This window comes from Paraburkholderia ferrariae NBRC 106233 (genome assembly GCF_000685035.1).
Lineage (GTDB): Bacteria > Pseudomonadota > Gammaproteobacteria > Burkholderiales > Burkholderiaceae > Paraburkholderia > Paraburkholderia ferrariae.
This window is the reverse complement of sequence record NZ_BAYB01000006.1, coordinates 134,402-151,033: the sequence shown is the minus strand read 5'-3', so window position 1 is coordinate 151,033 and position 16,632 is coordinate 134,402. Positions and strand designations below refer to the sequence as shown.

Annotated in this window: 11 protein-coding genes and 1 tRNA gene; 3 read left to right on the top strand and 9 right to left on the bottom strand. The window is 61.8% G+C overall.

Annotation, left to right across the window (positions count from 1 at the left end):
- Positions 1 to 216 precede the first annotated feature (216 nt).
- A complete protein-coding gene (locus BFE01S_RS06760; protein ID WP_028224825.1) occupies positions 217 to 1,584 on the top strand; it encodes a citrate synthase in 1,368 nt (455 codons plus the stop codon).
- Between the two features lie 4 nt (positions 1,585 to 1,588).
- On the opposite strand, the gene BFE01S_RS37675 is transcribed toward BFE01S_RS06760, so the two are convergent.
- Both BFE01S_RS37675 and BFE01S_RS06750 read right to left on the bottom strand, forming a co-directional pair.
- Positions 1,589 to 2,977 carry an MFS transporter gene (locus tag BFE01S_RS37675; RefSeq protein WP_049019178.1) on the bottom strand — a complete coding sequence of 463 codons (1,389 nt, stop codon included), beginning with the start codon at positions 2,975 to 2,977 and terminating at the stop codon, positions 1,589 to 1,591.
- 51 nt (positions 2,978 to 3,028) lie between these two features.
- Positions 3,029 to 4,660 (bottom strand): FAD-dependent oxidoreductase, encoded by a 1,632-nt coding sequence (locus tag BFE01S_RS06750; RefSeq protein WP_028224824.1) that lies wholly within the window; start codon positions 4,658 to 4,660, stop codon positions 3,029 to 3,031.
- 195 nt (positions 4,661 to 4,855) lie between these two features.
- On the opposite strand from BFE01S_RS06750, the gene BFE01S_RS06745 reads away from it, so the two are divergent.
- Positions 4,856 to 5,782 (top strand): LysR family transcriptional regulator, encoded by a 927-nt coding sequence (locus BFE01S_RS06745; RefSeq protein ID WP_028224823.1) that lies wholly within the window; start codon positions 4,856 to 4,858, stop codon positions 5,780 to 5,782.
- 288 nt (positions 5,783 to 6,070) lie between these two features.
- On the opposite strand, the gene BFE01S_RS37670 is transcribed toward BFE01S_RS06745, so the two are convergent.
- The 7 genes from BFE01S_RS37670 to tig form a co-directional block, all read right to left on the bottom strand.
- The gene (locus BFE01S_RS37670) at positions 6,071 to 7,414 is read right to left on the bottom strand and encodes a tyrosine-type recombinase/integrase (RefSeq protein WP_048995066.1); all 1,344 of its coding nucleotides are present in this window, start codon (positions 7,412 to 7,414) and stop codon (positions 6,071 to 6,073) included.
- A 205-nt stretch (positions 7,415 to 7,619) separates the two neighbouring features.
- Positions 7,620 to 7,695, bottom strand: a tRNA-Val gene (locus tag BFE01S_RS06735).
- A gap of 99 nt (positions 7,696 to 7,794) precedes the next feature.
- Positions 7,795 to 8,121: an HU family DNA-binding protein gene (locus tag BFE01S_RS06730; protein ID WP_281177391.1), complete on the bottom strand. Its 327-nt coding sequence runs from the start codon at positions 8,119 to 8,121 to the stop codon at positions 7,795 to 7,797.
- A gap of 242 nt (positions 8,122 to 8,363) precedes the next feature.
- Positions 8,364 to 10,793, bottom strand: coding sequence for an endopeptidase La (gene lon, locus BFE01S_RS06725; protein ID WP_028224822.1), 2,430 nt, complete (start codon positions 10,791 to 10,793; stop codon positions 8,364 to 8,366).
- A 196-nt stretch (positions 10,794 to 10,989) separates the two neighbouring features.
- Positions 10,990 to 12,261 (bottom strand): ATP-dependent Clp protease ATP-binding subunit ClpX, encoded by a 1,272-nt coding sequence (clpX, locus tag BFE01S_RS06720; protein ID WP_028224821.1) that lies wholly within the window; start codon positions 12,259 to 12,261, stop codon positions 10,990 to 10,992.
- Positions 12,262 to 12,508: 247 nt separating this feature from the next.
- Positions 12,509 to 13,162 (bottom strand): ATP-dependent Clp endopeptidase proteolytic subunit ClpP, encoded by a 654-nt coding sequence (gene clpP / locus BFE01S_RS06715; RefSeq protein ID WP_028224820.1) that lies wholly within the window; start codon positions 13,160 to 13,162, stop codon positions 12,509 to 12,511.
- Between the two features lie 161 nt (positions 13,163 to 13,323).
- Entirely contained in the window at positions 13,324 to 14,670 is a 1,347-nt protein-coding gene (tig, locus tag BFE01S_RS06710; protein ID WP_028224819.1) for a trigger factor, read from the bottom strand.
- A 712-nt stretch (positions 14,671 to 15,382) separates the two neighbouring features.
- On the opposite strand from tig, the gene BFE01S_RS06705 reads away from it, so the two are divergent.
- The gene (locus tag BFE01S_RS06705) at positions 15,383 to 16,540 is read left to right on the top strand and encodes a glycerate kinase (RefSeq protein WP_028224818.1); all 1,158 of its coding nucleotides are present in this window, start codon (positions 15,383 to 15,385) and stop codon (positions 16,538 to 16,540) included.
- Positions 16,541 to 16,632: the final 92 nt, after the last annotated feature.

Below are 16,632 nucleotides of genomic sequence, written 5' to 3'. Positions count from 1 at the left end.
CCGGCTGCAGCCGGATGATCTTTTCCTTAGCAGTACTCATGAGTGTCTCCTCGAAATCCGTCCGAAAACGTGGGGGGAATGCGTACAATGCATACTAATACGTCGATTAGTCGATGTATAGATCGATTCTTAAATCGATCTATTTGCAGTTTCTGCCGTGATTACCATAATATTCGGTCTATACGACGTTGATCGAGGACTGGAAACAGTCGATATATGGAATCGAAATCGACCAAAAAACCGCATCCGCGCGCAGCGGCCCGCGCCCACGCGTCGGACGAAACAACGACGCCGGTCTATGCAGAGGACGCCGCACGCCGGATTAACGACGTGGAATATGTGTCGAGTAACGAGGCGCTTCGCATGTTGTCAATCAAGCGAGCCTCGCTCTACACGTACGTCAGCCGCGGCATGATTCGAACGACAGCGCACGACGACGGGCGTCGCCGTCTCTACCTGAAATCCGATATCGAAAAGCTCCGCCCCCGCTCCAATGGAGCGTCCGAAAGGCCTCATGTATCGCACACGCTGCGCTACGGCGAGCCCGTCGTACAAACCTGGATCAGCGAAATCACTGATGAGGGGCCACGCTACCGGGGGCATCTTGCGACGAAGTTGGCAACAGCCCAACGATCCTTCGAGGCCGTCGCTGAACTGCTCTGGACTGGCGTACTGAACTCGCGCGACGCAGTCTGGCCGCAGCAGACGCTCCCCGCCCATCTTGGCCGCATGATCGGCACGTACCAGGCCGAGGTTCCTGGCACATCGCCGCTCTCAAGGCTTACGCTGCTTGCCCAACTGCTAGCCACACCAGCGGCTCCGGAGGCGCCGACTCACACTCAGGACCCCGTCAACACCGGTATCCGGATCATTCAGGCGTTTTCGGGCGCTGCGGGACTGATCGGTTCCAGCAGCACCTACACGCCACCGCGCGAAGGGGAAGCGATAGCCGCATGCATCGCGCGCGGACTCGGGCAAGAGGACAATGCCGACGTTATCCGCATTATTGATGCAGCGCTCGTACTGTCGGCCGAAAACGAACTCTCCCCGCCCGCGTTTGCCGCCCGCATCTGCGCATCGACTGGTGCCGACTTGTATGCCTGCATCTCCAGCGCGTTACAGGTTCAGTCGGGTCCGATGCAGGTTGGTGGCACGGCTGATGTCGAAATCATGCTCGCGGCCCTCACGGCTGCAAATGTCGGCCTCGCAACCCGGCCCGCCGGTTACGCCCGTACCGGCCTGCCGTGTTTCAACCATCCGCTTTACGCGCGCGATCCGCGCGCCGTCGCGTTGCTCGAACTCGTTGCTGGTCTGGATCAGCCGCGAGCCGGCACGTCGGAAATTCTCGACTTCATCGAAAGAACGGACCGCGAAAGCGGTCAATATCCGAATATCTTCGCCGCACTGGTCGTCATAGCCTGCGCAATCGGCCTGCCGCCGGGCACTGCGGCGCTGATTCATACGATCGGCAGGACGTCTGGATGGCTCGCGCACGTCGTCGAGCAACGCCTGACGGGAGCGATGCTGCGGCCACGCGCAAAGTACGTTGGCTCCCGCGGAGACCAGGGAACCAACGGCCTTTGAACATTCAGTGATGAACGACGGGATCGGATGCGTCGCCGATCCCTCCCGTCGACGACGACAGCGGCGACTGATGAACTTCCCGAGCTTTCATCAGACCGAGCTTCACCAGCGCACAGGCGGAAATCAACGCGGGAACGCTCGCCGCGGCAAACAGCTCTCGCATGCTCCAGTGCGCCTGCAGCATCGCACCTCCAACCAGCGGACCGAAAATCGCGCCAAACCGCCCCATTGCAGACGCCCATCCAATACCCGTCACACGGATGGCCGTCGGGTACACAGAACTGGCGAGCGCATAGAGCGTGCAAATCGTCCCCTGGACGCAGATGCCGACCATGAAAATGACCGCCATGATGCCGTTGTAGATGCCCGTTACATAGCCGAGCGCAGCCACCGAGATCGCGCACAGCAGGAAGGAAGCGGTCATGATCCGGTATGCCCCGTAACGGTCAACAAGCTTGCCAAGAATAGCGGCACCCACTACGCCGCCAATATTGAACATCACCAGCGCACTCATCGCACGGGTCAGCGGCAGCCCTGCCTCCCTGAGCATCGACGGCAGCCAGCTTGAGATCAGGAACGAGACAAGGAAAACCATGAAGTACGGCACCCACAACAGCAACGTGCGGGCGGTTCGTCCTTCAGTGAACAGCAAACTGACCGAGCCGCTTCGCTGCACGCCCTGCGCATGACCGAACGTGCCGCCTTCCTCATACTTGAAGTCCGGCGCAATTCGCGTCAGCAGCTTCGCGATCTTGCGGTCGTCGTGACCGACGGTAACGAGGAAGCGGATCGACTCAGACAACGTCAAGCCCAGAATTACGCTCAGGACGACGGGCACAATCCCGCCAATCCAGTAGACGATTTGCCAGTCGAAACGAGGAATCAGCGTCCAGCACGCGATGCCCCCGATAACGGCACCCAGCGGGGTCGCACTGACAGTGATGGCGACTGTTCTCGCGCGGGCGCGTTGAGGCGAGTATTCCGCGACGAGCGCCAGCGCATTCGGAATACAACCGCCAAGGCCGATACCGGAGAAAAACCGGGCGGCTATAAGTGCCGATTCAGTGTTGGCGAATACGGTGAGCGCAGTAAAAAGACCGAAGATCACACACGACAGTTGCAAGAGACGTTTGCGGCCAAACCGGTCGGCGATTGGTCCGATGAGCAATGACCCGATCGTCAGACCCGTGAGCCCGGAAGCAAAGACAAGTCCAAGGGAAGTGACCTTCGTTCCGAGATGCTGTGCCAACAGCGGCGCAGTAAAACTCACGACCTGAATGTCGAATCCGTCGAGCAGAATCACCAGCGCGCAGAGGACAAACAGAAGCCACTGTTGAGCCCCGATTCGCCTGCTGTCGATTTCGGCTCCTACGTCATATTGCCTGCGATTCATGTGTGTCTCCAAGATGTTCTTGTCTGTTTAGGTGCCACCAAACTCAGGCGATCAAGCGTGGACTTCGGCGTGCGAACCCGTCACTATCTCGACTATGCTAGCGGCATCACCGGTCGTCGCGCCTCGCCAGCAAACGTGTCCATCGGGGCGAACGAGCACGATCGGCGAACCGTAGAGTTGCGCAATGTCCGCATCGTCAATTGTGTGTATCGCGACCGGCGCGCCTCGTTCACGCAGTGCGTCGTGCAAGCGCTCGACCTCCGCTGCCTGAGCCGCCGGAAATGCCACCACCACGAACGCCTGACCAAATAAATCGAGCGTCGAGCGGCCGTCCTTCAGCCACGCGTGCGGCGCCCTCGCGCCCGGTCGCGCGGTCGGTACATAGAGGCAGTAGTCAAACGGCGGGGTGTCGGTACCGTCCGGCACAACTATCGGGGAATCGTCGTAGCGGTAACCAATCTGCAGACCGAGCGACTCCCATTCGACTCGCGTCGATTCCCGCATCCGGCTCCCGATGAGCTTGCGTACGCGTTCGCCCTCTTCCGTGTCGTCACAAACTGCGGACGCGTCCGGCGCATCTTTCCATGCGCGGAAGTTGAGGGTAGAAAAATCGATGTTACGTTGCGCTACGGGACGACGCTCCACTTCGTAACTCGCCAGCAGGCCCGGTCCGCCCCAGCCTTCGATCAACCCCTGCAGCTTCCAACCGAGGTCCAGCACTTCCTGGATCCCGGTGTTCATACCCATGCCGCCGGTCGGAGACATCGTGTGCAGCGCGTCGCCGGCCAGCAGCACGCGTCCCTTTACGAACTGCTCCGCCAGCATTTCACTTCGTCGCCACGGCACGACCGACTCCACCTCGAACGGAACATCATCACGCCCCAGCGCCGCACGAACGTATGCACCAGCGTCAAACGTGTCGAGGTTCATCTTTTCTTCGGAGCCGAGAACGGTAAGCCGCCAGATCTCCCGACCATCCACGACAGTCAGGTTGCCCCACGTACCGTCCGGGCCAACGAAGAGGTAACGCTCCGCCTCCCCCATCAGGTGCGAACTGTTGAATTCCGGGATACACAGCAGAACGTTGACCGAGTAACTCAACAAGCGCCCCTGCATGCTAATGCCCAACTGCTCGCGGATCGCGCTCGTCGCGCCGTCGCATGCAACAACGTATTGGCTTTCGATGGTCATCTGCTTGCCTGTGCGCAGATCCGTCACGACGGATCGGACGGCGTCCGCTGACTCGACAAAGCCCTCGAAGTGGTGCTCGTACAGGATCGACACGGCAGAGGTCGATTTGGCTACATCGGCCATGATGGGTTGCAGCCACAGTTGCGGGCAGCGCTGCTTTTTTTCCGGCGTCTGCGGCGGGGTCGGCGCGTCGCGCATGCTCGGATAGTCTTCGCGGTCGAGGACGAATCCGTTCAGATTCGTGCAAAAGACCATCGACAGCTTGTAGTCTTCGGGGAAACCGCAATTTCGTACACGATCGGCGAGCCCCCACCGGCGAAAAGCTTCCATCGTACGGACGGCCACCAGGCCGGTACGGGGATGTTCGATGTTTCCATCGCCACGTTCTACCAACGTGCACTGAATTCCGCGCTGGCCCAAGTCGATGGCCATTGCGAGCCCGACTGGACCCGCACCGACGATCAGCACGGGGGTTTTGATTGTCTCATTCACGAAGCGTTCTCCAGTTTGATATCGTCCGGTCACATCAAAATTGACCGCTCTGCGCCCAAAAATATTGGCAGGTGGACCCGACGACGTCCAATGGATAGTGGAGAGATGCTATATTCATTCGGTGAATATTACTCTCGGCGTCGTGCGCAGTCAGAGAGCCGAAGCGCAAATCGAAAACCGCTGAAGTGAGACGCCATGAACATCAACACGCTCGACCTCAATCTACTTCGGGTATTCATCGCGCTGTACCGCGAACGAAACGTCTCACGCGCTGCCGGCTCGATCGGGCTCACGCAGCCCGCGATGAGCAATGCGCTATTGCGGTTGCGCAGAAGCTGCAACGACGAACTGTTTGTCAGAACCAACCAGGGGATGAAACCGACGGCACTTGCGGAACGACTCGCCGATCCGGTCAGGGAGTCCCTTGCCCTGCTATCGAACGCGTTCGAGTCGCCCTTTGAATTCACGCCCGCGTCGTCAAGCCGGGTATTCCGCCTCCTGATGTCGGACGCGGGGGAAGCCATTGTGCTGCCGCTACTGATCAACACCATCGCGAAGGCTGCGCCCGAAGTGCGCGTGGAGGCCATGCAGATTCCGCACGAACTGTACGCAAGCATGCTCGAATCGGGCTCCGCGGACCTGGCCGTCGGAAACCTGCCGTTTCTCAAGTCCGGATTCTTCCAGCAGAGACTGTTCGACGATGAATACTGCTGCATCACCAGGAAACGGCATCGTAGGGCGACGCAGGAATTGACAATAGACGATTATCTGCAGTTCGAACATATCCGGGTGAGCAGCGGCAACGCCGAATCGCTGGTGGACAATGAACTCGCGCGGCAACGTATGCGGCGGAAAATCGCGCTGGTGGTGACGCACTACCACACGGCGGCCGAGGTCGTAGCAAAGACCGACCTGGTCGCCATCGTGCCGCGGAATTTCGTCGCTGATCCGGGCAAATTTCGTTTGCAGCGTTTGCCGCTTGACATCGCACACGCCGAAGTGCGCCAGTTCTGGCACAGGAAAGTCAATCAAGATCCCGGCAACCGCTGGCTTCGACAGGCCATCGCCGGTCTGTCATGGCAAAACGCACACGACCGTGGGACGCTCCCTACACCGAAGTGATTCCCGTTCCGGCGGTGCTCACCGGTTTGTCCGGCGCAATCTGATCTGGGAGAAGTGATGGACATAAAGTACGCGGTCCGTTGGAGACGCTGGTGTTAATTTGCAGCGAATCCTGACCCACGGACAACAAGCATCTCGGGCGGACGGCCTGAAGGCCCGCCGACTCGCGCTCGGCACAATGAACTCCTGCGAATCGGTGATGAAACCACCAGCTTTGCGATCATCGCGACGTTAAAGGCCGACGAGAAGCGGCTGCGGTCCGCTAAACTCCCACGAGGAGCGTCAGACTCAGTATGCGGTTGTCGAGCGTCGCAATTCCTCACTGGTCGTTCGTACGTCGACGGACAGGGTCTCATCCCGCGCTTCGGCATGCGGCCATTCACGATCGCCTTGACCTTCCTCGCTTGCCAATCGGTCCAGATAATCGGCCCAATCTTGGCTCATCTGCCGTCGCTGATCGAAGAATTGGGCTCGATCGTATGCGTCTCCCAACTCCTCATCGCTGCCATGCGCCAGATGGCGCTCGACAACTTCCTTGTCATAGCCCAAGCGCTCGCGAATGAGGGTACGGCCGGTAGCACGGAAACCGTGTCCGGTCATTTCGTGGCCTGAATACCCGATAGTCCGCAGCGCGGCATTGATAGTACCGTCCGACATCGGGAGGCCTGCTTTGCGACTTGGAAACACGTAACCTTCCGGACCAGTCAGCGGATACAGATCCCGCAGTACCGCTACGGCTTGGTGCGATAGCGGCACCAGATGAGGCGGCCCACTGCTCTTGCGTGCCAATTTACCTTTCATCATAGTGGCCGGACATACCCAGATTGCATTGTCCAGATCGAACTGCTCCCATCGGGCCGCTCTGATCTGGCCTGGCCTCTGAAAGACAAGTGGCACAAACTGCAGGGCGGCGCGGACAATCGGTGTGCCCTTATAAGCGCGAATTGCCCGCATCAACTGCCCGAGCGATTCCGGATTAACAATGGCAGCATAGTGCTGCACCGGAGGCGTTCTGACGCCGCCTACCTTGGGATCGATCGCCGGATTTTCGGACGACTTGATAAGCCCGTTCTCGACAGCATGGCGGAACACGCAGTTGCAGGTCTCTCTCACCCTTCTCGCCGTGTCGAGCACACCACGATCTCGCGCGCGATGGATGACCTGTTCCACATATTCGGGCGTAGTGATCTCGGCAATCGGCCGTTTGCCGATCCACGGATACACATTTTTGGCAAGCCTTCGTTCGATCTTGTCGAGATAATCGGCGGACCAGTGCGCTTTCTGCGAGGCGATCCATGCCTTCGCGACAGCCTCAAAGGTCGCATTCACGCTGAATCTTGAACGACGCTTGTCTTCGCGCCGCCTTTGCATGGGATCTATGCCCTGGCGCAACAGCTCCCGCGCGGCTGCATGCGCGGCGCGCGCTTCCTTCTCCGAGACCTCCGGCCAGTTGCCAAAGGCCATCGTCTTGGTCTTTCCAGAGAAGTCATAGTTCCAGCGCCACAGCTTGGCGCCGTCGGGCTTGACCAGCACGTAGAGCCGACCGCCGTCCGAGAGCGTGTAGGGTTTGACTGCAGGCCTCGCGTTAACAATCTCGAGTCGGGTGAGCTGGTGGAGAGGAGATCGCGCCATCGTTGTATACCGTGCCTGGAGCTGACGACGGATACAACATACATCGGAAAATACAACGATAAAAGTCCGGGTTCTAACAGCCGACCGTGGACGTTTCTGGACCGTCCACGGAAAACAAAAAACCCGCAAAGCCAATGGCCGTACGGGTTTCAGGGACTACAACCTACTTTATCAGACTGTGCTGGACAACTGCAGATCACGAAACTGGTGGGTGCTGAGAGGCTCGAACTCCCGACCTACGCCTTGTAAGGGCGCCGCTCTACCAACTGAGCTAAGCACCCAGATTCACGACTCCTGCACTGCTTCCTGCTTTTCAGGACCTCAGCCGGCCCGCGCATCCCGGACTTTTCATCCAGGCGCTGCGTCAACCAGCGAGCCCGCTAGTTTAGCGCATCTTTCAGCGCTTTGCCAGGCCTGAATTTCGGGACCTTTGCCGCCTTGATCTTGATGGCATCTCCCGTGCGCGGATTGCGGCCCGTGCGTGCCGTGCGCTTGCCGACGGCGAAGGTGCCGAAGCCGACCAGCGTGACCGACCCGCCCTTCTTGAGCGTGCCCTTGACGCCGCCGATCACGGCGTCGAGTGCACGCCCCGCGGCCGCCTTCGAGATGTCGGCCTGCTGCGCGATGTGGTCGATCAATTCCGTTTTATTCATTCCAGCCCCCGAGAATGTGTTTGGGCAATCGTTATGGCGCTTCGTGCGCCGGATAATGGAACAGACAGAAACAAACAGGAACAGACAGCCCGGCAGGACGCCGGGCCCCGCTCATTTAACGAGGCCGAAACCACGGTGTCAAGCGGGATTCAGCCTGATCCGGCGGGGCTTTCGAGGGATTCTTCGATACCGTATCCGCGAGCAGGTGCGCGGCGGCCAGGCAGAAAAAAACCCGCGGGCAAAGCCGCGGGTTTTTGGGGTATCCGGCAGATCCGGATATTCGCAATACAGCAACTTCAGTGCTTGACCACTTCGGTCGTCGTGCCGGCGTCCTTCGACTCGGCCACGGGCGCCTTGGCGTCCTCGGCCTTCACTTCTTCCTCCGGCAGCGCCTGCGGCACCCGTTCGAGCGCGAGTTCGAGCACCTTGTCGATCCAGCGGACCGGCACGATTTCGATGGCGTTCTTCACGTTGTCGGGAATCTCGGCGAGATCCTTGACGTTCTCTTCCGGAATCAGCACGAGCTTGATGCCGCCGCGATGCGCCGCAAGCAGCTTCTCCTTCAGCCCGCCGATCGGCAGCACTTCGCCGCGCAGCGTGATCTCACCCGTCATCGCGACATCGGCGCGCACCGGAATGCCCGTGAGCACGGACACCAGCGCCGTCGTCATCGCGATACCGGCGGACGGACCGTCCTTCGGCGTCGCGCCTTCGGGCACGTGAATGTGGATGTCCTGCTTCTCGAACGCCTCGTCCTTGACGCCAAGGCGACGCGAACGCGAACGCACCACCGAACGTGCCGCCTCGACCGACTCCTTCATCACGTCGCCGAGCGAACCCGTACGGATCACGTTGCCCTTGCCGGGCATGACCGCGGCTTCGATCGTGAGCAGATCGCCGCCCACTTCCGTCCACGCGAGACCCGTGACCTGGCCGATCTGGTTTTCCTTCGCCGCCAGACCGAAGTCGTACTTGCGCACGCCGAGGAAGGTGTCGAGGTTGCCGCCGTCCACCGTCACGGCCTTGTCGGCCTTCTTCAGGAGCAGCATCTTCACGACCTTGCGGCAGATCTTCGACACTTCGCGCTCGAGCGAACGCACGCCCGCTTCACGCGTGTAGTAGCGAATGATGTCGCGGATCGCGCCTTCGGTCACTTCGATCTCGCCTTGCTTCAGACCGTTGTTCTTCTTCTGCTTGGGCAGAAGATAACGCTGCGCAATGCTGACCTTCTCGTCTTCCGTGTAGCCCGAGAGGCGGATCACCTCCATCCGGTCGAGCAGCGGCGGCGGAATGTTCAGCGAGTTCGACGTGGCGACGAACATCACATCGGAGAGGTCGAAATCGACTTCGATGTAGTGATCGGCGAACGTGTGGTTCTGTTCCGGATCGAGCACTTCGAGCAGCGCCGACGACGGATCGCCGCGGAAATCCATGCCCATCTTGTCGACTTCGTCGAGCAGGAAGAGCGGATTGCGCACGCCGACCTTCGTGAGGCTCTGCAGGATCTTGCCCGGCATCGAACCGATATACGTGCGGCGGTGGCCGCGGATCTCGGCCTCGTCACGCACGCCGCCCAGCGCCATACGCACGAACTTGCGGTTCGTTGCGCGCGCAATCGACTGCCCGAGCGAGGTCTTGCCGACGCCGGGGGGCCCGACGAGGCACAGGATCGGCGCCTTCACCTTGTCCACGCGCTGTTGCACCGCGAGATACTCGAGAATGCGTTCCTTCACCTTCTCGAGACCGTAGTGGTCTTCGTCGAGCACGGCTTCGGCGTTCGTGAGGTCGTTGTTGACCTTGCTCTTCTTGCGCCACGGCAGGCCGATCAGCGTGTCGATGTAGTTGCGCACGACCGTGGCTTCGGCCGACATCGGCGACATCAGCTTGAGCTTCTTGAGTTCGGCGTCGGCCTTCTTCTTGGCTTCCTTGGGCATGCGCGCGGCGGTGATGCGCTTCTCGAGCTCTTCGAGATCGGCACCCTCTTCGCCTTCGCCCAGTTCCTTCTGGATGGCCTTGACCTGCTCGTTCAGGTAGTACTCGCGCTGGCTCTTTTCCATCTGGCGCTTCACGCGGCCGCGAATGCGCTTCTCCACCTGGAGAATGTCGATTTCGGCTTCGAGCTGGGCGAGCAGATGCTCCAGACGCTCCACGACCGGGAACATCTCGAGGATGTGCTGCTTCTGGTCGAGCTTGAGCGGCAGGTGCGCGGCGATGGTATCAGCAAGACGACCGGCCTCGTCGATGCCCGACAACGAGGTCAGGATCTCCGGCGGGATCTTCTTGTTCAGCTTCACGTACTGGTCGAACTGCGAGACGATCGCGCGGCGCAGCGCTTCGGTTTCGGCGCTGTCGGCGTGGTCGGGTTCGAGCGGCATGACTTCGCACGAAAACTGCGTTTCCTGCTCTTCGATCGAGAGGGTTTTCGCGCGCTGCAGGCCTTCGACCAGCACCTTCACGGTGCCGTCGGGCAGCTTGAGCATTTGCAGGATGTTTGCGATGCATCCCACTTCGTACATATCTTTTTCGGTCGGCTCATCCTTGGCGGCAGTCTTTTGCGCGACGAGCATGATGTGCTTGCCGCCTTCCATTGCCGCTTCGAGGGCCTTGATCGATTTCGGCCGGCCGACGAAAAGGGGAATCACCATATGCGGGAAGACTACGACGTCTCGCAGCGGCAGCAGCGGGAGCGTGGTGCGTTCCGGCGGAAGGAGTTGGGTTCCTGACATTTCATTTCCCCATGAGTGGAATCAGTTCGTTCGGTAAGTGAGGCCTGAAAAAGCGATTACAAGCCTCTCGCGTGTGGGAAAAGTTCAGTGACTCCAAAATAGTGCGCCATCGACCACAAGATAAACGAAACGAAAAAGCCGTTCATCCCATTGTATGAACGGCTTTTTCCCGGAACTCTTTAGCCGATCACCACCATCAGTTCGACCCTGCAACCTTGGGAGCGTCTTCGTAGATCAGGAGCGGCTTGCCGTCGCCATCGATCACGTTGTCGTCGATGATTACCTTGCTGACACCTTTCATTGCCGGCAGTTCGTACATCACGTCCAGCAGCGCCTGCTCCAGGATCGAGCGCAGGCCCCGTGCCCCGGTCTTGCGGCGGATCGCCTTGCGGGCGATGGCCTGCAGCGCGGCCGGGCGAATTTCCAGTTCCACGCGCTCCATGTTGAAGAGCTTGTGGTACTGCTTGATGAGCGCGTTCTTCGGCTCGACCAGAATCTTCATGAGCGCGGTTTCGTCGAGCTTGCCGAGCGTCGCGACCACCGGCAGACGGCCGATCAGTTCCGGAATCAGGCCGAACTTGATCAGGTCTTCCGGCTCCGTCTCGCGCAGCACTTCGCCCGCGTCGCGCTCCTGCTTGCTCTTCACACTTGCGCCGAAGCCGATGCCGGTCTTCTCGGTACGGTCGGTAATGACCTTTTCGAGGCCGTCGAACGCGCCGCCGCAGATGAACAGGATGTTGGTCGTATCGACCTGGATGAAGTCCTGGTTCGGGTGCTTGCGACCGCCCTGGGGCGGCACCGAGGCCATCGTGCCCTCGACCAGCTTCAGGAGCGCCTGCTGCACGCCCTCGCCGGACACGTCGCGCGTGATCGACGGGTTGTCCGACTTGCGGCTGATCTTGTCGATTTCGTCGATATAGACGATGCCGCGCTGCGCCTTGTCAACTTCGTAGTTGCAGTTCTGGAGCAGCTTCTGGATGATGTTTTCGACGTCCTCGCCCACGTAGCCGGCTTCGGTCAGCGTGGTGGCGTCGGCAATCACGAACGGCACGTTCAGGAGGCGCGCGAGCGTCTGCGCGAGCAGGGTCTTGCCCGAGCCGGTGGGCCCGATCAGCAGGATGTTGCTCTTGGAGAGCTCGACTTCGTCCTTCTTGTCGAGATGTTTGAGGCGCTTGTAGTGGTTGTACACCGCCACTGCGAGAATCTTCTTCGCGCGCTCCTGGCCAATCACGTATTGATCGAGGATGTCGCGAATCTCCTGCGGGCTCGGCAGGTCCGAGCGCGACAGCGCCGCATCGACGCCCGCCCCCGCGGCCTCGTCGCGAATGATCTCGTTGCACAGGTCGATACATTCATCGCAGATGAACACCGACGGCCCCGCAATCAGCTTCTTCACTTCATGCTGGCTTTTGCCGCAAAACGAGCAATACAACAGCTTTTCGCTGTTAGAACCTTTCTTGTCCGCCATGGATAGATGAGCCTCCGGACACTCTGTTACATGATACGCCGTTTCCCCCAGCCACGCCGGGCGGGGGGCGCATGAACCGCTTGCTGTGACGGCGTGTGGGCCGCAGGCTGCGAGCGCGTATGCCGATTATTCCACACGGTCCGCGCGGCGGCGCCAATCCCTTTTTGTACGGGGGCGAAAGGGCCCCCTTATTGCGGGCGGCGCCGGGTAAAGCTACGCGGGCCAGACCAAACCGGAGCAGGCCGGATCAGGGGCGCTTGTGCAGCACCTGGTCCACGAGACCGTACGCCTGGGCGTCGTCCCCGGACATGAAATTGTCGCGGTCGGTGTCGCGCGCGATGCGCTCGACCGGCTGGCCCGTATGGTGCGCGAGCAGCTGGTTCAGACGCTCCTTCAGGTACAGGATTTCGCGGGCCTGGATCTCGATGTCCGAAGCCTGGCCGCGTGCGCCGCCCAGCGGCTGGTGGATCATCACGCGCGAGTTCGGCAGCGCGAAACGCTTGCCCTTCGCGCCCGATGCGAGCAGGAAGGCGCCCATGCTGGCCGCGAGGCCCATGCAAAGGGTCGAAACATCCGGCTTGATGAACTGCATCGTGTCGTAAATCGCCATGCCGGCCGACACCGAACCACCCGGGCTGTTGATGTACAGGCTGATGTCCTTGTCCGGATTCTCGCTTTCGAGGAACAGCAACTGGGCAACGACGAGGTTCGCGGTCTGGTCGTTCACTTCGCCGACCAGGAACACCACGCGCTCCTTCAGGAGACGCGAGTAGATGTCGTACGAGCGCTCGCCGCGACCGCTCGTCTCCACGACGATCGGCACGAGCCCGAGCGCCTGCGGGTCGAGGTCCCGCGAAGCGTGGGAGGTCAACGTATCCAGCGATTGAGCGCGAATGGTCATGCGGTGCATCCTTGTCTGGAAAAGTTATTCTGTCCAACCGGTATGGCGACGGACCCTGCGTAAATCAACCACACGGCGAGCATGGCTAAATTGCGTAGATACAAAAACGGCGTGCTCGCCGTCGGTCGCCCCGACGGCCGGCACGCCGAAGCACAGCAGCCTTAAGCCTGAGCCGTTGCGCTGGCCAGTTCCTCGAAGCTCACCAGCTTGTCCGTCACCCTGGCCTTGCCGAGCACGAAGTCCACGACGTTCGATTCGACGACGAAGGCTTCCATTTCAGCGAGGCGTTGCTGGTTCGAATAATACCAGCGCACGACTTCCTTCGGGTCTTCGTAGCTTTTCGCGAATTCGTCCACTTCGGCACGGATCTGCTCGGGCTTCGCCTCGAGGCCGTTCGACTTCACGAGCTCGGCCAGCACGAGGCCCAGCTTCACGCGGCGCTCGGCTTGCTCCTTGAACATTTCGGCCGGGATCGGCGCGTCCTTGGCGTTGGGCACGCCGCGCTGCGCGAGGTCCGCACGCGCCATTTCGACGAGGCGCAGCTGGTCCTGCTCGACGAGTGCGTTGGGCACGTCGAGCTCGGCGATCTTCAGGAGCGCGTCCATGACCTGGTTCTTCACGATGGCCTGGGTACGGCGCTTCGCCTCGCGCTCGAGGTTTTCCTTGATCTCGGCACGCATCTTGTCGAGGTCGCCGTCGGCGATGCCGAGCGACTTCGCGAATTCCGCGTCGATTTCCGGCAGGTGCGGCCACTCGATCTTCTGCATCGTGATCGTGAACTTCGCGGTCTTGCCGGCCACGTCCTTGCCGTGATAGTCCTCGGGGAACTTGAGGTCGAACTCGCGCGACTCGCCTTGCTTCAGGCCCGTCGCCGCGGTTTCGAATTCCGGCAGCATGCGGCCTTCGCCCAGCACGAATGCGAAGCCTTCGGCGCTGCCGCCCGGGAATGCCACGTCGTCGATCTTGCCGACGAAGTCGACCGTCACGCGGTCGCCGCTCTTCGCTGCCGTGTCGGCGCCGCCGTCACCGTGCTCGCCCGCTTCGCCGCGTGCGTGGAAGTGCACGCGCTGCTTGCGCAGGATGTCGAGCGTACGGTCGATTTCGGCTTCCGTGATGTTCGTGGTCGTGCGCTCGATTTCGGCCGTCGCCACGTCGCCGAGCTTCACTTCCGGATAGACCTCGAAGGTCGCGTCGAATGCGTAGTCGCCTTCGGTGGCGTCGGCCTTCGGCGCGAAGCTCGGCTGGCCGGCCACGCGCAGGTTCTCGGCGCGGCTGATGTCGAAGAATTCCTTGCCGACCTTGTCGCTCAGCACTTCGGCTTCCACCTGGCCCGAGTACTGCTGCGTGACCATCTTGAGCGGCACCTTGCCCGGGCGGAAACCCGGCATGCGCACGTTCTTCGCGAGTTGGCGGATGCGCGAATCCACTTCTTTCTGCACGGCATCCTTCGGCAGGGAAATCGTCACGCGGCGTTCGAGCTTGCCGAGGTTTTCAACAACGTTAGCCATGGCTTCAATCGTCCTAAAATTTATTCGAGCGAATCAGTAATCTTTGCTGTGCCGCGGCCCGCCACCCACTGGGGATGGCGGCTTGGGCGCCCTGTTTTTTGTCCCGGCGGCACCCTGCACCGCACCAGCACCGTGTAGCGCTGCCTGCAGGCGCTCACAGGTGCACGGGTGTTCGTGCGCCGCTTGCGCCCCTTTCTGCACGCTGCGTGCGCCTTTCACCGGCAACGCCCGCGCCGCCTGTCTGGCGCCGCGCCGGCAAGCTCGCGCCCGCCGGTGATGCGCTCCGGAACCTGGCTGCCCGACCTGGCCCCGTGGACTCACGAGTGGCGTTCGGGCGGCTTGCGACGCGGTTCCGTCAAAAGAGCCGAGTATTTTAGCAAACTATTTCCGCCACCAAACGGATTTGCCATACGGGTTCGCCCGAAATGCCCCGAATCCGTCCTGAAGCAGCGCCAAAATCGGCCCAAAACTGCAATTTTGCGATGCAATGCGCGGGCCTGCCAGGGCAAGCGCGCGTGGCCTGCCCGCGCGCCCTTACGCCCTTACGCCCGCCACGGCCCGTGCGGCCGCGCCATGCGGCCCTGCGATCCGGGCTATCGCAGCCCAGGTATCCAGCGGGCCCCGCGGGGCTGTTAAGCTTACGGGCGAGCCGGATGCCCCGCCGGCCTCAGCCGACGCCAGAGACACGTCAACCCTTGCCAGCAGAGACACCATGCCTAACCCGTCATCCGACGCACCTGTCGTCGTCATTGCTCCCGATTCTTTCAAAGGCTCGCTCAGTGCGGACGGGGTCGCCGCCGCGATAGCCGAAGGCATTCGCCGCGCCCGCCCGGACGCGCAGATCCGCACCTGCCCGATGGCCGACGGCGGCGAAGGCACGCTCGACGCCATGCTGAGCGTGGGCGGCGAGCGCCGCGTCATGACCGTGCGCGGCGCCGCGGGGCCGACGCGGGACGCGGCCGTCGGCATCCTGCACGACGGCAGCGCCATCGTCGAAACGGCCGAGATCGTCGGCATCACGGACCCGGTGGGCATGAGCGTGCCGGTGGCCGAACGCAGCACCCTCGGCATGGGCGAGGCGATCCGCGCCCTGCTCGACGAAGGCGTGCGGCGCTTCTATGTCGCGCTCGGCGGCAGCAGCACCAACGACGGCGGCGCGGGTCTGCTCGCGGGCCTCGGCGTGCGGCTCTTCGACGTCGATGGAGAGGCGCTCGCCCCCACGCCCGAGGCGCTCGCGCGCGTGGCGCGCGTGGACGTGTCGGCACTCGACGCGCGTCTTGCCGAAGCCTCGTTCATCGGCATGTCCGACGTCGACAACCCGCTCACCGGCGAACATGGCGCAACGGCCGTCTTCGGCCCGCAAAAAGGCGTGACGCCGGAGCAGGTCGCGCCCATCGACGCCGCGCTCGCGCGCTTCGCCGATCTCATCGAAACCGCGCTCGAGCGGCGCGTGCGCGACGAAGCCGGATCGGGCGCCGCGGGCGGCCTCGGCTTCGCGCTGCGCATGCTGGGCGCGAGCTTCGAACCGGGCGCGGAAGTGGTGGCGCGCCAGATCGGCCTCGACGCGGCGCTTGCCGACGCGAACTGGCTCATCACCGGCGAAGGCCGCTCGGATGTGCAAACGCTGCATGGCAAGGCGCCCTTCATCGCCTGCCGCCACGCACAGGCGGCCAGGGTGCCGGCCACGCTGCTCTCGGGCGCCGTCGATCCGGCCGCGTTGCCGCGCCTCTCGGAACATTTCAGCGGATGCTTCTCGCCCGCCCCCGGCCCGATCACGCTCGACACGGCCATTCGCGACGCCGCGAAGCTGCTCGCCAACGAAGCCGAACAGCTCACGCGGCTGCGCTTCGGTTCGGGCGAGGCGCGCTAGCACGCCTCGCCGGCAAGCATTTCGCCTTCCTACTTAAGCGATTAAAAGATGTGCGCGCCACGTTCACGCGTGGCGCGCTATGCGCTATGCGT